Source organism: Micromonospora sp. NBC_01655 (assembly GCF_026339755.1).
Taxonomy (GTDB): Bacteria; Actinomycetota; Actinomycetes; order Mycobacteriales; family Micromonosporaceae; genus Micromonospora.
In genome coordinates this window covers 6,098,412-6,114,234 of sequence record NZ_JAPEQF010000001.1, presented here as the reverse complement: position 1 = coordinate 6,114,234, position 15,823 = coordinate 6,098,412, and the positions used below count along the sequence as shown (strand labels likewise).

Genomic DNA, 15,823 nt, shown 5'->3' with positions numbered 1-15,823 from the left:
CGGGCGTAGCGAACGAGACCAGGAGACATAGTGGCGAGTCAGGGTCAGCGTTTCCGACGTAAGGCGCTCCGCCGGGGCTACAAGGTCGACGAGGTTGACGCTTTCCTGGACCGGGTCGAGGCGACGCTCGCCGGCCAGCCGATCGGCGCGCCCGTGGCCTCCCAGGAGGTCCACGACGTCGTCTTCCGGGTCCGCTTCAACGGCTACGACGAGTGGCAGGTCGACCTGCACCTCGACCGGGTCGAGCGGCAGCTGGCCGAGTTGGAGGAGCGCGGCGGCGTGCCCGGTCGCAGCACCGACTCCGGGATGCCCGACCGGCTCGGCCCGCCGAACCGGATGGGCCCGCCTGACCGGATGCCGCCGATGCGGGACGACCGTGGCCCGGTGCCGATGCGGGACGACCGGGGGCCCGGCCCGATGCGGGACGACCGTGGCCCGGTGCCGATGCGCGACGACCGGGGGCCCGGCCCGATGCGCGACGACCGTGGCCCCGTCCCGATGCGGGACGACCGTGGCCCGGTGCCGATGCGCGACGACCGGGGACCGGGGCCGATGCCGCCCCGACCGATGCCCGCGCAGGCCGGCCCGCCCGCCGACCGGTACGGCCGTTACGACGAGCCGAGCGGCGCCTTTCCCGCCGGGGGCTACGACGCGCCGCGCGGCGGGTACGACGCCCCGCGTGGCCCGGGTGGCCCGGGTGGTGCCGGCCCGATGGGTCCGGGCGGCCCGATGGGCCCCGGCCCGGGCCACGGCGGCCCCCCGCCGCGGGGCCTGCCCGCCGGGCCGGGCGGCTACGGCCCGGACGACCGGTTCGACGGCTTCGAGGCGGGCCGGCACGGTCGGGCCGACATGACCGCCGAGATCCGGATGCCCGAGCGGGACCTGCGTGAGCTGCGCGGTCGTGGCCCAGGTGGGCCGCCGCCCCTGCCGCAGCAGCCGCTCGGTGGCCCGCCGATGGGTGCGCCGCCCCCGGTCACCGGCCCGCCGGTCGGTGGCCCGCCGGTCGGTGGCCCGCCGCCGATGGCCGGCCCGCCCGGCAGCGACCTCCACCGCGTGGACCAGATCCGCCGCAGCTTCCAGGTGCGCCGGTTCGGCAGCGGGTACGACCCGGAGCAGGTCGACCGGCTCTTCGACGAGCTCCTCGGCGGCATGGCCGGCCGAGGGCCGATGCCGGTCAACCCGAAGGACCTGGACACCCTGCGGTTCGGCCTGGTGCCCGGCGGCTACTTCGAGGCGGAGGTCGACGCGGCGCTGAAGGACGTCCAGGACATCCTCTTCGGTCGCTGACCCGGCGCCTCCTCCCCGGCCACCAGCCGTCCGCCGCGGGCGCCGGCCGGCGGTGCGGCGTTCGCCCGGCAGGGCCCGCCGCGACCTGCGCAGACGGCGAGGGCCCGTTCCCCTGGTCAGCAGGGGGACGGGCCCTCGGTACGTACTGGGGTCGGCGGGCCGCCGGCCAAGGTCAGGAGCGCAGGCCGTTGCGCCGCAGCACCGCGTCGCCGACGACGACGGCCAGCAGCAGCACGGCCAGGCCGACCAGCCAGATGTCCTCGACCCTGCCCTCGTGGTTGCCGCACAGCATCGCGAGCAACGCCAACGCGGTGAGCACCGCGCCGATCCGCCCTGCCTTCCGGTGCCCGGGCCTGTGCTGATCTGGCGACGTCACCGGCTCGCTTCCTGCCACTGTCGGTCCTTCCCTCGCGATCGGATCTCCGGTTAGTCTGGCACGCCCCGCGCCTGGCCTCGTCCGGTGGGGGTTTCCCGGTGTCCGGCCCCGGGCGAGCCGGAGCCGCCGCGCACCGGGGCCGCCGGCCATCCGGCCCGGGGCCTCCGGGCCGGAGGGCACTACCGGCGTCGCGGGTCGCCGACCACACTGCCTCCGGTAGCGTTCTGACGTACACCTTGATTGCCTGTTTGAGGGGGACTGCGGTGCGAGTGACCGGTACGGGACATGCCAGCATGCGGATCGACACGGCCGCGGGCAGCATCCTGTGCGACCCGTGGGTCAATCCCGCCTACTTCGCGTCCTGGTTCCCGTTCCCCGACAATTCCCTGCTCGACTGGGAAGCCCTCGGCCAGGTCGACTACCTGTACGTGTCGCACCTGCACCGGGACCACTTCGACGCGGCGCACCTCAGGCGGTACGTGTCGAAGGACGCCACCGTCCTGCTGCCCGAGTTCCCCACCTCCGAGCTGGCGGACGAACTGCGCGAGCTGGGCTTCACGAAGTTCCTCAGGGCCCCGAACGAGCAGGTCGTCGAGCTCGACGGCGGCCTCAAGATCATGATTCAGGCGCTGACCAGCCCGACCGACGGCCCGATCGGTGACTCCTCCCTCTGGGTCGAGTACGACGGGGTCCGGCTGCTCAACCAGAACGACGCCCGCCCGACGGACCTGAGCGTCTTCGCCGAGCTGGGCCACGTGCACGCGCACCTGCTCCAGTTCTCCGGCGCGATCTGGTACCCGATGGTCTACGAGCTGCCGCAGTCGGCGAAGACGGCGTTCGGCAAGCAGAAGCGGGAGCGGCAGTTCGACCGCACCTGGCGCTACATCGACGATCTGAAGGCCGACCACGTCTTCCCGATCGCCGGGCCGCCGTGCTTCCTCGACGACGCGCTGTGGCAGTTCAACGACATCCACGGCGACGAGGGCAACATCTTCCCCGACCAGTCGGTGTTCCTGTCCGAGTACGCCAAGGTCGGCGGCAGCAACGGCATCGTGCTGCTGCCCGGCAGCGTCGCCGAGGTCACCACCGGCGGCGCGACGACCACCCACCCGGTTCCGGTGGCGGAGTTCTTCGCGAACAAGGTCGCCCACCTGGAGGAGATGCGGGAGCGCAAGCGCGGCGTCATCGAGGCGGAGAGGGCGTCCTGGCGGCACCCCGAGGTCGACGTGCTGGCCGGGATGAAACGCCGCATCGAGCCGCTGCTGGAGGAGTCGATCTACCTGGCCAAGGGGGTCGGCGGCCCGGTCCGCTTCGATCTGGTGGGCTACGACGGGGAGAGCGTCGAGTCGATCGTGGTGGACTTCCCGGGCAAGGAGGTGCGCCCGTACGCGGACGAGAAGGTCCGCTACCGGTTCCGTACCGAGCGGGCGCTGATCGAGCACCTGCTGCACATCGGCGAGGTGGACTGGGTCAACTCGCTCTTCCTGTCCTGCCGGTTCTCCGCCGCCCGGATCGGCCAGTACAACGAGTTCGTGTACGCCTTCTTCAAGTGCCTGTCCACCGAGCGCCTCCAGTACGCCGAGGGCTGGTACGACGAGCACGAGCGGTCGAACGACGCCGAGGACATCACCCTCGGCGACTGGGTGGTGCAGCGCCGCTGCCCGCACCTGAAGGCGGACCTGACCCGGTTCGGCATCGTCGAGGGCGACCAGCTCACCTGCCAGCTACACGGCTGGAGGTTCGACCTGCCCAGCGGCCGGTGCCTGACCAGCGTCGGCCACAAGGTGCGCGCCCACCGCGCCACCGCAGAAACCCCCACCCCCTGACCCACCCGAGGGGGTGGGGTGGTGGGTCAGCGGGAGAGGTCGGTGAGGATGCGGCGGGCGGCGTTGTGGCCGGCGGCGCCGATGACGCTGCCGGCCGGGTGGCAGCCGGCGCTGCCCGCGTAGACGCCGTCGACGCCCGTGGCGTAGGGCATCCGGTCGGTGAACGAGACCGTGTTGTCGACGTGGTGGATGTGGCCGCCGGTGATGCCGAAGTGCGCCTCGATCCCGGGCGGGGGCAGCGGCACGGCGTCGGCGATCAGGTCGGCGGTGCCGGGGGCGTACCGCTCGCAGATGTCGACCAGGCGCGAGACGTAGCCGGGCAGGGCCTCGTCCCAGGTGGTGCCGGCCAGCTCGTAGGGGACCGACTGGACGAACAGCGCCGAGGAGTGGTGGCCGGCGGCGTCGGACAGCGACGGGTCCACGGTGGTGTGCAGGTACCACTCGATGGTCGGCTCGTCGGGCAGCCGGCCGGCCTGGACGTCCGCCCACATCGCGCGTAGCGCGGCCATCGGCGGCTCGCCTCCGCCACCGACCAGCGACGCCGAGCCGGGCAACAGGTGGATGGTGGAGCCGAACGGGCTGGGCGCGTCCTGCGGCAGGCAGGAGAACCGGGGCAGCCCGGTCAGCGCCAGGTTGAGCTTGAGGGTGGTGCCGGGGCGGCGGGCCGCCGCCATCCGCTGCGCCAGCGGCGCCGGGAGCGCGCCGTCGGGCAGCAGGTCGATCAGCCGGTACGGGTCACAGGCCCCGAGCACCACCCGGGCGGCCACCTGCCGGCCGTCGGCCAGGGTCACCCCGCTGGCCGCGCCGCCGTCGAGGGTGATCGCGGCGACCGGGGCGCCGGCCAGGATGGTGGCCCCGGCGGCGCGGGCGGCCTCGGCGAAGGTACGCGAGACCGTGCCCATCCCGCCCTCGGCGATCATCCAGGTGCCGTCGGAGCCGGGCAGCCGGCACATGTTGTGCACGAGGAAGTTGTGCCCGGTGCCCGGGTCGTCCGGGCCGGCGTTCAGCCCGGACAGGCCGTCGGTGACCGCGTACATGCTGACCAGCAGCTCGGAGCGGAAGTCGAAGCGGGCCAGGTAGTCGGCGACCGAGCCGCGCACCAGGTCGACGAAGACCTGCCGCAGGGCCGGGCGGACGTGCCGCTGCGCGGTCTCCTCCACCGCCAGCGGCTCGGCCAGCCAGGCCGGTGCCAGGTCCTCGCGGAGTTGGGCCAGCTCGGCCTGCATGGCGTCGTCGGCGGCCACGTCGGCGGGGGAGAAGAACTCCGTGAGCTGCCGCCGGGTCGCCGCGTGGTCGCTGCCCATCAGCAGGTACGGCGAGCCGGCGCCGCCCGGGGTGGGCAGGAAGTAGTGCGGGTCGCGGCGAAGCACCGGGATGCGCACGTCGAGCGTGGCGAGCAGTTCCGGCGGCATCAGCCCGAGCAGGTACGACCCGGTGGAGTGGCGCAGCCCCGGCACCCTCGGGAACGGGTTCTCGGTGCGGGTCGCGCCGCCGATCACGTCGGCGGCCTCCAGCACCAGCACGTCCAGCCCGGCGCGGGCCAGCAGGATCGCCGAGACCAGCCCGTTGTGTCCGGATCCGACGATCACCACGTCGGCGCGGGACGGCAGCTCACTCGTATCGCTCATGCCCGGGCAGCCTAGTGCGGCGGGGCTGCCGGCGGGAGACCGTCGGGGGCCCCGGCCGGGGTTTCGCCGGCCCGGCGGGCGCGCCAGTCGCTCAGCGCGAGGGTGGCCGAGTAGCCGGCGAGCACGATCACGTGGAACACGTAGAGCCAGAGCAGCACGGCCACCCCGCCGCCGATCTGGTCGAAGCCGCCGAACGGCACGCCCAGGTCGAGGGGGAGCGAGGCGAACAGCACGAAGCCGTGCAGGAACCCGGACAGGTTCGCCGCGGTGAACGAGCCCATCCCCAGCGTCGACAGCCAGTCCGGCGAGGCCGGGCCGACCACCCGGAACACCCAGAACAGCACCGGGGTGAGCACCAGCCACACCCCGAGGAACGACAGCACCACCCCGAGCGCGCCGGACCAGCCGCCCTGGCGGACCAGGCCGGTGGTGTACGGCAGCGCCAGCAGGATCGACAGCAGCAGCGCGGGGGCCGGGGCGAGCAGCGGGAGCAGCAGCAGCCGGCCCCGCCAGCCGACCAGCGCCCCGCCCGGCTCACGCGGGGCGGCCACCGAGACGAACGCCCGGCGCAGCCCCTCGCCGTACAGCGACGCCGGCAGCAGCGAGGCCAGGGCGAGCACCGGGGTCAGGTGGAGGCCGGCCTCCAGCAGCGCGGCCACCGCCCGGTTCGCGCCGATGTCGGTGGGCAGCGTGTCGACGGCGTACGAGGTGAGCCGCCGGACCCGGCCGCCACCGGCGAGCAGCCCGGTCAGCCAGATGGCCAGCAGCGCCACGGGCACCACGGCGACCGCCCCGTAGAAGGTGATCGCGGCGGCGTGCAGCGACAGGTCCCGGCCCCGTACCGGCCGGAACGCGGCGCTGGTGATCCGCTTCGTCCGCTGCCATCCGTCTCCCACCGCGATCATCTTCCCCGCGCCGCACCCCGGTACGCACTCCGATCGCGCGACATGACCGTGCTCCACACCGAGCGACTGCTGATCCGCGGCCCGAGCCGTGGTGGCGCGGGTGGCGGGGAGGGGCTGTTCGCGGCCCTTTGGAGCTGACTCGTCTGTGCAGTCAGTCGTCTGCGCCCCCTCTGCGCGATCTTCGGTGCGGCCGTCTGGGCGGTCGTCGGGGGGCGGGGACGCCGTGCTGAGGTGGTCACCCCGCCCCGGTCGACCGCGTACTCCTGGCTGTAGTGCGCCCCGAGCGCGCTCCGGTCGGTGCTGAGGAACCCCTCGATCAGCGAGCCGAAGACCTCATGATGAAGCGCTGAGTCGACTCCGGGGCGCGGCCTGCCGTTCGAGCAGATCGAGGCCGTGCCCAACCGTCGTTGGGCGATCCCTGATGATCGTCTGCTGGTTGGGGAGAACTTCGTCGGCGTGTCGTCTCTGTTCTGCGCAAACGATCATGGGTGGGTCGGCGGTGAGGCTCGCAGGGGACGCCCAGCGGCGGTGGGGAAGAATGGGCGGGTGAACTCTCCCCGCGATCTTGTGCTGCTCGGGTCGACCGGGTCGGTCGGCACCCAGGCCATCGACATCGTCCGGCGCAATCCCGACCGGTTCCGGGTGGTGGCGCTCGGTGCCGGGGGCGGCAACGTCGAGCTGCTCGCCGCCCAGGCCCTCGAACTCGGCGTCGAGGCGGTCGGGGTGGCGAAGGCGTCCGCCGCGCAGGACCTCCAGCTCGCCTTCTACGCGGAGGCGAGCCGGCGCGGCTGGTCCAGCGGCGACTTCAAGCTGCCCAAGATCGTGGCCGGCCCCGACGCGATGACCGAGCTGGCCCAGTGGCCCTGCGACGTGGTGCTCAACGGCGTGGTCGGCTCGCTCGGGCTCGCGCCGACCCTCGCGGCGCTGCGCGCCGGCCGTACCCTCGCCCTGGCCAACAAGGAGTCCCTCGTCGCCGGCGGCCCCCTCGTCAGGGCCGCGGTGACGCGCCCGGGGCAGATCGTGCCCGTCGACTCGGAGCACTCGGCGCTGGCCCAGTGCCTGCGCTCCGGATCGCGCCCCGAGGTGCGGCGGCTGATCGTCACCGCCAGCGGCGGTCCCTTCCGAGGCAAGCGGCGTGACGAGCTGACCGAGGTCACGCCGGAACAGGCCCTGGCCCACCCGACCTGGAACATGGGGCCGGTGGTCACGATCAACTCGGCCACCATGGTCAACAAGGCGTTGGAGGTGATCGAGGCGCACGAGCTGTTCGACGTGCCGTACGCCGACATCACCGTGATGGTGCACCCCCAGTCGGTGATCCACTCGATGGTGGAGTTCGCCGACGGGTCCACGCTCGCCCAGGCCAGCCCGCCGGACATGCGGCTGCCCATCGCGCTCGGCCTCGGCTGGCCCGACCGGGTGCCGGACGCCGCCGCCGCCGTCGACTGGACGACGGCCCACACCTGGGAGTTCGCCCCGCTCGACGACGAGGCGTTCCCGGCGGTGGCGCTGGCCAAGGCGGCCGGGGAGGCCGGGCGCTGCCGCCCGGCGGTCTACAACGCGGCCAACGAGGAGTGCGTGGCGGCGTTCGTCGCCGGCCGGTTGCCGTTCCTCGGCATCGTGGACACCCTCCGGCGGGTGTTGGAGGACACTCCCGATTTCGCCGAACCAGGTACCGTCGAGGACGTGCTCGCCGCCGAGTCGTGGGCACGCGCGCACGCGCAGGAGATCATCGTGGCGTCGGTGGAAGGAGCTTGATGGCGTACCTGCTCGGGGTGGTGCTCTTCGCCCTGGCCATCCTCGTCTCGGTCAGCCTGCACGAGGCGGGGCACATGCTCACCGCCAAGGCGTTCGGGATGAAGGTCACCCGCTACTTCGTCGGCTTCGGCCCCACCATCTGGTCCTTCCGGCGCGGCGAGACCGAGTACGGCGTCAAGGGCATCCCGCTCGGCGGCTTCTGCAAGATCGTCGGCATGACGCCGCAGGACGACGACGTCGACCCGGCCGACGAGTCCCGGGTGATGTGGCGCTACCCGGTGTGGAAGCGCACGATCGTGATGTCCGCCGGCTCCGTCACCCACTTCGCGCTCGCCCTGGTGGCGACCTGGATCGTCGCGATGTCCGCCGGCCTGCCCAACCCCGACTTCCCGACCACCGACGCCGAGGCCCGCCAGGAGCCCGCGGTGATCGCGCTGGCCAAGTGCGTGGTGCCGGAGAACCTGGTCCGGGAGTGCGCGGTCGCCGACCCGGCCAGCCCCGCCGCCCAGGCCAACCTGCGCGACGGCGACCGGATCACCTCGCTCAACGGCACCCCGGTCAACAACTACGGCGACCTGCTGGTCGCGCTGCGGGCCACCAAGCCCGGCGACAAGGCCGAGATCGGGTACGTCCGCGACGGCCAGCCGGGCAGCACGAGCACCGTGCTCGCCCAGACCCAGCGCCCGCCGCTGGACAACCCGAAGGGCCAGGTCGGCCCGGTCTCCGCGCTCGGCGTCGGCCTCCAGTTCAGCACCCCGACCCGGGTGTCGTACGGGCCAATGGAGGCGCTCGGCGGGACCGCCCGGTTCACCGGCGACATGGCCGTCGGCACGTACGAGGCGATGAAGCGGATCCCGCAGAAGGTGCCCGCCCTGTGGACGGCGATCACCGGCGGCGAGCGGGACATGGACACCCCGATCAGCGTGGTCGGCGCGAGCCGGCTCGGCGGCGAGGCGGTGGAGAACAACGCCTGGCTGGTGTTCTTCATGCTGTTCATCTCGCTGAACTTCTTCATCGGCGTGTTCAACCTGCTGCCGCTGCTCCCGCTCGACGGCGGGCACATCGCGATCGCCTGGTTCGAGCGGGCCCGGTCCTGGCTGTTCGCCCGCTTCGGCAAGCCGGACCCGGGCCGCGTCGACTACCTCAAGCTCATGCCCATCACGTACGCGGTGATCCTGATCGGCGGCGCGTTCACGCTGCTGACCATCACCGCGGACGTCGTCAACCCGATCACGCTCTTCTCAAGGTGAGTGCCTGAAGTGACCGCAGTCAGTCTCGGTATGCCCGTCGCGCCGCCCCCGGCGCTCGCCCCACGGCGGCTCAGTCGCCAGATCATGGTCGGCTCGGTGCCGGTCGGTGGGGGTGCGCCGGTCTCGGTGCAGTCGATGACCACCACCCTCACCTCCGACGTCAACGCCACCCTCCAGCAGATCGCCGAGCTGACCGCGTCCGGGTGCCAGATCGTCCGGGTCGCCGTGCCGAGCCAGGACGACGTCGAGGCGCTGCCGGCGATCGCGCGCAAGTCGCAGATCCCGGTCATCGCCGACATCCACTTCCAGCCGAAGTACGTCTTCGCCGCGATCGACGCGGGCTGCGCGGCCGTGCGGGTGAACCCGGGCAACATCCGGCAGTTCGACGACAAGGTCAAGGAGATCGCCAAGGCGGCCGGCGACGCGGGCGTGCCGATCCGGATCGGCGTGAACGCCGGCTCGCTGGACAAGCGGCTGCTGGCCAAGTACGGCAAGGCCACCGCCGAGGCGCTGGTCGAGTCGGCGTTGTGGGAGTGCTCGCTGTTCGAGGAGCACGGCTTCCGGGACATCAAGATCTCGGTGAAGCACAACGACCCGGTGGTGATGATCCGGGCGTACCGGCAGCTCGCCGAGAAGTGCGACTACCCGCTGCACCTCGGCGTGACCGAGGCCGGGCCGGCGTTCCAGGGCACCATCAAGTCGGCGGTCGCGTTCGGCGCGCTGCTGGCCGAGGGGATCGGCGACACCATCCGGGTCTCCCTCTCCGCGCCGCCGGTCGAGGAGATCAAGGTCGGCAACCAGATCCTGGAGTCGCTGGGCCTGCGCGAGCGCGGCCTGGAGATCGTCTCCTGCCCGTCCTGCGGCCGGGCCCAGGTCGACGTCTACAAGCTCGCCGAGGAGGTCACCGCCGGCCTGGAGGGCCTGCCGGTGCCGCTGCGCGTCGCGGTCATGGGCTGCGTCGTCAACGGCCCGGGCGAGGCCCGCGAGGCCGACCTCGGCGTCGCCTCCGGCAACGGCAAGGGCCAGATCTTCGTCAAGGGCAAGGTCGTCAAGACCGTCCCGGAGGCGCAGATCGTGGAGACCCTGATCTTCGAGGCCCTGCGAATCGCCGACGAGATGGGCGCGGAAATCCCCGAGGACCTGCGCGACCTGGCCCCGGGAGCCACGGTCACGGTCCACTGACCCCACCCACCCACCCACCCCCACCCGCCCACACCCGGGCCCACCCGCGCAAATTCAGAGAAAGAGTGGCCATTCCAGGCGGAGTGGCCACTCTTTCTCTGCATTTGCGGGTGGGAGGTCGTTGCGGGCGGGAGGTCAGTCGGATTCGGCGAGGATCGCGTAGAGCTTGCGCCGGGTCTCGGCCAGCACCTGCGCGGCCCGTTCCCGCTGGTCGTCGGTGCCGGTCGTCATCACCTGGCGCAGCGCCTGCATCGCCTGGTTGCCGGCGTCGCGGATGTCGTGCCAACTGTTGACCGTGTCCTCGGCGAACTCGCCCCACGGCGGGGCCTGTGCCGCCTCACCGGCCTCGGCCCGGCCCGCCTCGGTGACGGTGAACCGCTTCCGGCCGCCGCCGGCGTCCTCGGTGGCGACGGTGACGACGCCCTCGTCCTCCAGGAGTTGGAGGGTCGGGTAGATCGATCCGGGGCTGGGCCGCCAGGCCCCGCCGGTGCGGGAGTCGATCTCCTGGATCATCTCGTACCCGTGCATCGGCCGCTCGGTGAGCAGGGCCAGCACGGCGGCGCGCACGTTGGGCCGGCGCCCCCGGCCACGGCCCCGGTGGCCGCCCCGGCCGCCGCCGTGCCCGTGCGGGGGACCGGGCGGGAACGGCGGGCCGGGGGGACCCGGCGGGAACGGGGGGAAGCCGAAGCCGCGCATCCGCGCCTCGGGTACGTGCATCCGTTGGTGGAAACCCATCAGGGCTCTCCCTTCCAAGTTCTGTCGCTGATGCATCAACGATATATCGGCAACGTGTCGACGACAAGGTGGCGTACTGTCGGATACGTCAGCGGCCGTCTCGGGGCGACCAGGGCGCCGCGGGTCACCGCGCGGGGTGCCGGGGGGTGCAGGGGCCGCCGGGATGGATCATCGGGTGCGGGGCGTTCCCAGCGCGCTGCCCGCCCAGGGGCCGCCTTTCCGGGGTGCGGTCGGGCCGGTCTCGGTGGGCTCGGCACTCGGCCGGCGAGGCGGCGGGGTGATCTGGCAGGCTGGTAACCGTGCTGACGGTGCCGGTACGGCAACTCGGGGAATCGGAGCGGCGCGCGGTCGAGCGGCTGCTCGACCTCGACCCGTTCGCGGGCGCGCAGGTCGCCGAGCGGGTCGCCGCGCGCGGGCTGGCCTGGTGGCGGGCCGAGGGCCGGATCCTGGGGTACGGCGCGCGCCGCAGCCTGGAGTCGATCTGCTGGCTCGGCGGCAACCTCACCCCCGTGCTCGCCTCGGAGCCCGCCGTCGCCGCCTATGCCGAGCTGCTCGCCGCCGAGGAACGCCTCTGCTCCTCCATCGTCGGTCGGGCCGATGCGGTGCTCGGGCTCTGGGACCGGCTCTGCGGGCACTGGGGGCCGGCCCGGGACGTCCGCCCCAACCAGCCGCTGCTGGCCGCCGACGCGCTGCCGTTGGTGGCCGTCGACCCCGACGTGCGGCTGGTGCACGGCAACGAGGTCGACCGGCTCTTCCCGGCGGCCGTGGCCATGTACACCGAGGAGGTCGGCGTCTCGCCGCTGACCGAGGACGGTGGGCACGGCTACCGGCGGCGGGTCACCGACCTGGTCCGGTCCGGTCGGGCGTACGCCCGGTTCGTCGACGGCCAGGTGGTGTTCAAGGCCGAGCTGGCGGTGGTGACCCGGCGCACCGCGCAGGTCCAGGGGGTCTGGGTGGCGCCGGAGTGGCGCGGCAGGGGAATCGCCACGGCGGCGATGGCGGCGGTGACCCGGGACGCCCTGCTGCGGGTCGCCCCGACGGTCAGCCTCTACGTCAACGACTTCAACCTGGCCGCCCGCCGGGTCTACGAGCGCTGCGGCTTCCGCCCGGTCGGCACCCTCGCCACCGTGCTGTTCTGAGCCGCGGGGCAGCTCCCCCGCCGCCTGGCCGCTTCCTCCGGCGGGTCGCCCGGACCTGACCGCCGCCGTACCCGACCCCGATGGGGTAAATGCGTTGAACGGTCCGGCCGGATCACGCAGGGTGGAGGCACCGCCACCCCGGAGTCCGGAGGGACCGACATGCGCCTTTTCCGTGACCTGTGGGCCACCTCGGCACGCCGGATGACGGTCGTCGCCGTGCTGGTCGTCCTCGGCGCCGCCGGCCAGGCCGCCGCGTCGGCGCTCGCCGGCCCGGTGCTGGTGCACCGCTCGGGGGCGCTGTTCGTCGTCCTCGCGGTGGCGCTCTGCGCCGCCGTTCTCACCGACCTCGCCATCGGGCTGGTGATGGCCGGGCTGACCGCGGACTGGTCCGCCGACGTCCGGCGGCGGCTGTGCCGGGTGGCGCTCGGGCAGGACCTGCCCACCCTGGAGGGGACCCCGGTCGGCGAGCTGCTGGACCGGATCGACGGGGACGTCTACCAGGTGGCCTCCGAGGTGCGCGGGCACGGCGTACGGATCGCCCAGATGTCCGCCACCGGCCTGCTCTCCACGGTCGTGGCCCTGGTGGTCTGGTGGCCGGCCGGGGTGAGCATGCTCGTGCTGACCGCGCTGCTCGCGGTCGTGCTGCGCCGGCCGACCCGGCGGATCGCCCCGGCCCGGATGGCCGAGGAGGAGGCCTGGACGGACCTCGCCGCCGTCATGGAGGAGGCCGTCCACGGCCAGGACGACGTGCGTACCAGCCTGGCCCGGCCGTACGTGCTGCGGCTCTACGCCCGGCGGGCCGCCGAGGTGCTGGCCCGGGGGCGGCTGGTGTGGCGGATGTCGGCGGCGGTCACCACGGTCGGCGCCGGCGTCATCCGGGTCGGCATCGTCGGGGTGGTTCTCGGCGGGGCCTGGGCGCTGGCCGCCGGCCGGATCGACGCGGCCCGGCTGACCGCCGTCTGGCTGCTGGTGCTCGCCTTCGGCGCGACCGTCGAGCACGTCAGCCGGATGGTGCCCGAGTTGCAGTACGCGCTCGGTGCCTGGGGGCGGGTGCAGCTTCTCCAGGACGCCCGGCAGGAACCGACCGGCGGCCGGGAGCCCGTCGACGGTGACCTGGCCGTGCGGAACCTCACCTTCCGCTACCCGGCGGGCGGGGCGGAGGGCGACCGCGCCCCGGCGCTGCGCGACGTCTCGCTGACCTTCGTCCGGGGCCGGTCGTACGCCCTGGTCGGGCGGACCGGGTCGGGCAAGTCCACCCTGGCCAAGGTGCTCACCCGGGCGGTGGACCTGCCGCGCGGCACCGTCCTGCTCGGCGGGGTGGACCTGCTCGACCTGGACGTCGAGCGGCTGCGCCGGTGGGTGGCCGTGGTGCCGCAGCGCACCGAGATCCTGGCCGGCACCCTCGCCGAGAACGTCGCCCTGTTCGACCCGGCCCTGCTCGACGCCGCCGCCCGGGCGCTGCACGAGCTGGGCCTGGCCGATTGGATCGCCGAGCTGCCCGACGGCCTGCGCACCCGGCTCGGCGAGGGCGGGCACGTGCTGTCCGCCGGCCAGGAGCAGCTCGTCGCGTTCGCCCGGATCCTGGTCCGCGACCCGCACGTGGTGGTCCTCGACGAGGCCACCGCCCGGCTGGACCCGGTCACCGAGACGCTGGTGCAGCGGGCCACCGACCGGCTGCTCGCCGACCGGATCGGCATCGTCATCGCCCACCGGCTCTCCTCGGTGCGCCGCTGCGACGAGGTGGTGGTGCTGGCCGACGGGGCGGTGGTCGAGGCCGGGCCACTGCGCTCCTCGGCGCGGTTCGCCGAGTTGCTGGCCGTCAGCCACGCCGCCGCGTACGCCGAGGCGGGGGCGGCCGGGCGGGGCGGCGGCACGGCGCTGCTGACCGATCCGCCGCCGGCCCCGGCCCCGGGTGCCGGCCCCGGTGGGGCGGGCGCGCCGGTCGGCGTGGCCCGGACGAAGGTCGAGCCGCCCCCGCTGCCGCCGACGCCGCCCGCCCGGACGATGCGGGAGATCCTGCGCCTGACCACCAACGACCCCCGGTACGGCCTGGCCGCGATCGCCCTGTTCACGTTCGGCGGCCTGCTGGGCCTGGACGGCGCGGTGCTGCCCTGGCTCTGGGTGGACCTGGTGGACGGCGTCGGCGGGCCGTGGTGGCCGGCGGTCGGCATCGTGACCGCGCTGCTGGTGACCACGCCGGTGCCCTACCTGACCAGCGTCTGGTTCCCCAACTGGTGGGTCCGCCAGATGCTGCGGATCAGCCTGCGGCTGGTGCACGGGCAGACCGGCCCGCGCCGGATCAGCGGGCACACCCCGGCCGAGGTGGTCGCCCAGGGCGGTGACACCGAACGGGTGGTGATCCTCGCCGACAACCTGCTCGACCAGGCCATCGCCCTGGTCGCCGTGGTCGCCATGACGCTGGTCTCCGGCAGCCTGGTGCCGGCCGCGTTCTTCGCCGGGACGATGGTCGTCTCCGGGCTGGCGGCGACGCTGTTCGGGCCGCGCCTGGAACGGTCCGCCCGGGCCACCGTCGCGGCGCGGGCGGCGTTCGCCACCGCGCTGGTCTCGTCCCTGTCGGCCGCCCGCACGGTGAAGCTGGCCGGCGCCACCCGGCCGGTGCTGGGCCACCTCGCCGACCTGGACGCCAGCCGCAGCGAGCGGCAGCGCCGGGAGATCTCCGTGCAGGTCTGGTCGCGCTCGACGCCGGCCCTGGTCAGCGGCCTGCTGCCGATCGGCGCCTGGGCGCTCTACCTCAGCGGCGGGCTGTCCGCCGGGGCCACCCTGGTCGCGGTGTCCACCCTCGGCGCGGCCCGGTGGTTCGCGTGGACCACGGCGTCCCTGGTCTCCCAGCTCCCGTCGGCCCGGGTGTGGACGCGCCGGACGGTGGCGATGACCGGGGTGGGGACGTACTCGGCGCCGGTGGACGGGGTGGACCTGGCCGCCGGGCGGGCGCCCGCGCCCGAGCCCCCGCCCCGGCGTCCGCTGCGCCGGCTGGACCTGGTCGGCTTCGGCGCGTTGCACACCGACGGGACGCTCGCCGTCCGCGACGTCGACCTGACCGTCGAACGCGGCCAGCTCGTGCTCGTCGTCGGGCCGGTCGGCTCCGGCAAGTCCTCGCTGCTGCGCGCCCTGGCCGGGATCGTGCACCACACCGGGGCGCTGCGCTGGAACGACGAGCCGGTCACCACACCGGAGCTGTTCCTGCGCCCGCAGCAGGTCGGCTATGTCGGCCAGCTCCCCCGGGTGCTCTCCGGCACGGTCTCCGACAACATCGCGCTCGGCCACGACGTGGACGCGGCCGGCGCGGTGTCGACCGCCCAACTCGACCACGACCTGGCCGCCGCCGGGGGCGGGCTCGGGCTGCTGATCGGGCACAAGGGGACCCGGCTCTCCGGCGGGCAGCTCCAGCGGCTGGCGCTGGCCCGGGCGCTGGCCCCGCGTACCGAGCTGCTGGTCGCCGACGACGTGTCGTCGGCGCTGGACGTCACGACCGAGCTGGAGCTGTGGGCGGCACTGCGGGAGCACGGGGTGACGGTGGTCGGCTCGACGTCGAAGCGGGCGGCGCTGGTCCGGGCCGACCAGGTGGTGGTGCTGATCGGCGGGGCGGTGGCGGCCCGGGGCCCGTGGCGGGACCTGGAGAACGACTGGGGGCACCTGGCGGGGTGACTCCGGCCGCCGTGATCAAGAGGTTTACGTCAGGAACGATCTCCGCAGTGACGCAAACCTCTTGATCAACA

The 15,823-nt window shown here is 73.7% G+C and carries 11 protein-coding genes; 7 read left to right on the top strand and 4 right to left on the bottom strand.

The genetic code is table 11. From position 1 onward, the window contains the following. Window positions 1–30 precede the first annotated feature (30 nt). A complete protein-coding gene (locus OOK41_RS26885) occupies window positions 31–1,287 on the top strand; it encodes a DivIVA domain-containing protein (protein ID WP_266267139.1) in 1,257 nt (418 codons plus the stop codon). 172 nt (window positions 1,288–1,459) lie between these two features. On the opposite strand, the gene OOK41_RS26880 is transcribed toward OOK41_RS26885, so the two are convergent. After that, complete coding sequence (locus tag OOK41_RS26880; protein WP_323136241.1) at window positions 1,460–1,681, bottom strand: DUF2631 domain-containing protein; 222 nt, start codon at window positions 1,679–1,681, stop codon at window positions 1,460–1,462. A 245-nt stretch (window positions 1,682–1,926) separates the two neighbouring features. On the opposite strand from OOK41_RS26880, the gene OOK41_RS26875 reads away from it, so the two are divergent. After that, window positions 1,927–3,489: a Rieske 2Fe-2S domain-containing protein gene (locus tag OOK41_RS26875; RefSeq protein ID WP_117666387.1), complete on the top strand. Its 1,563-nt coding sequence runs from the start codon at window positions 1,927–1,929 to the stop codon at window positions 3,487–3,489. Between the two features lie 26 nt (window positions 3,490–3,515). Here the strand turns inward: OOK41_RS26875 and OOK41_RS26870 are convergent, their stop codons facing one another. Both OOK41_RS26870 and OOK41_RS26865 read right to left on the bottom strand, forming a co-directional pair. Then, on the bottom strand, window positions 3,516–5,117 hold the full coding sequence (locus OOK41_RS26870; protein WP_117666389.1) for an NAD(P)/FAD-dependent oxidoreductase: 1,602 nt from the start codon (window positions 5,115–5,117) through the stop codon (window positions 3,516–3,518). Window positions 5,118–5,128: 11 nt separating this feature from the next. Beyond that, the gene (locus OOK41_RS26865) at window positions 5,129–6,013 is read right to left on the bottom strand and encodes a YhjD/YihY/BrkB family envelope integrity protein (protein WP_117666943.1); all 885 of its coding nucleotides are present in this window, start codon (window positions 6,011–6,013) and stop codon (window positions 5,129–5,131) included. Between the two features lie 555 nt (window positions 6,014–6,568). On the opposite strand from OOK41_RS26865, the gene dxr reads away from it, so the two are divergent. From dxr to ispG, 3 genes are read left to right on the top strand one after another with little or no spacing between them, the layout of a single operon-like run. After that, complete coding sequence (gene dxr / locus OOK41_RS26860) at window positions 6,569–7,780, top strand: 1-deoxy-D-xylulose-5-phosphate reductoisomerase (protein WP_266267138.1); 1,212 nt, start codon at window positions 6,569–6,571, stop codon at window positions 7,778–7,780. Beyond that, window positions 7,780–9,030 carry an RIP metalloprotease gene (locus OOK41_RS26855; RefSeq protein WP_266267137.1) on the top strand — a complete coding sequence of 417 codons (1,251 nt, stop codon included), beginning with the start codon at window positions 7,780–7,782 and terminating at the stop codon, window positions 9,028–9,030. Before dxr ends, OOK41_RS26855 begins: the two co-directional genes overlap by 1 nt. Before the next feature lie 9 nt (window positions 9,031–9,039). After that, on the top strand, window positions 9,040–10,212 hold the full coding sequence (ispG, locus tag OOK41_RS26850; RefSeq protein ID WP_117666395.1) for a flavodoxin-dependent (E)-4-hydroxy-3-methylbut-2-enyl-diphosphate synthase: 1,173 nt from the start codon (window positions 9,040–9,042) through the stop codon (window positions 10,210–10,212). Between the two features lie 135 nt (window positions 10,213–10,347). On the opposite strand, the gene OOK41_RS26845 is transcribed toward ispG, so the two are convergent. After that, window positions 10,348–10,947 carry a PadR family transcriptional regulator gene (locus OOK41_RS26845; RefSeq protein WP_117666397.1) on the bottom strand — a complete coding sequence of 200 codons (600 nt, stop codon included), beginning with the start codon at window positions 10,945–10,947 and terminating at the stop codon, window positions 10,348–10,350. Window positions 10,948–11,246: 299 nt separating this feature from the next. On the opposite strand from OOK41_RS26845, the gene OOK41_RS26840 reads away from it, so the two are divergent. Both OOK41_RS26840 and OOK41_RS26835 read left to right on the top strand, forming a co-directional pair. Further along, a complete protein-coding gene (locus tag OOK41_RS26840) occupies window positions 11,247–12,086 on the top strand; it encodes a DUF4081 domain-containing GNAT family N-acetyltransferase (protein ID WP_266267136.1) in 840 nt (279 codons plus the stop codon). Between the two features lie 159 nt (window positions 12,087–12,245). Continuing rightward, window positions 12,246–15,752 carry an ABC transporter ATP-binding protein gene (locus tag OOK41_RS26835; RefSeq protein WP_266267135.1) on the top strand — a complete coding sequence of 1,169 codons (3,507 nt, stop codon included), beginning with the start codon at window positions 12,246–12,248 and terminating at the stop codon, window positions 15,750–15,752. Window positions 15,753–15,823 lie beyond the last annotated feature (71 nt).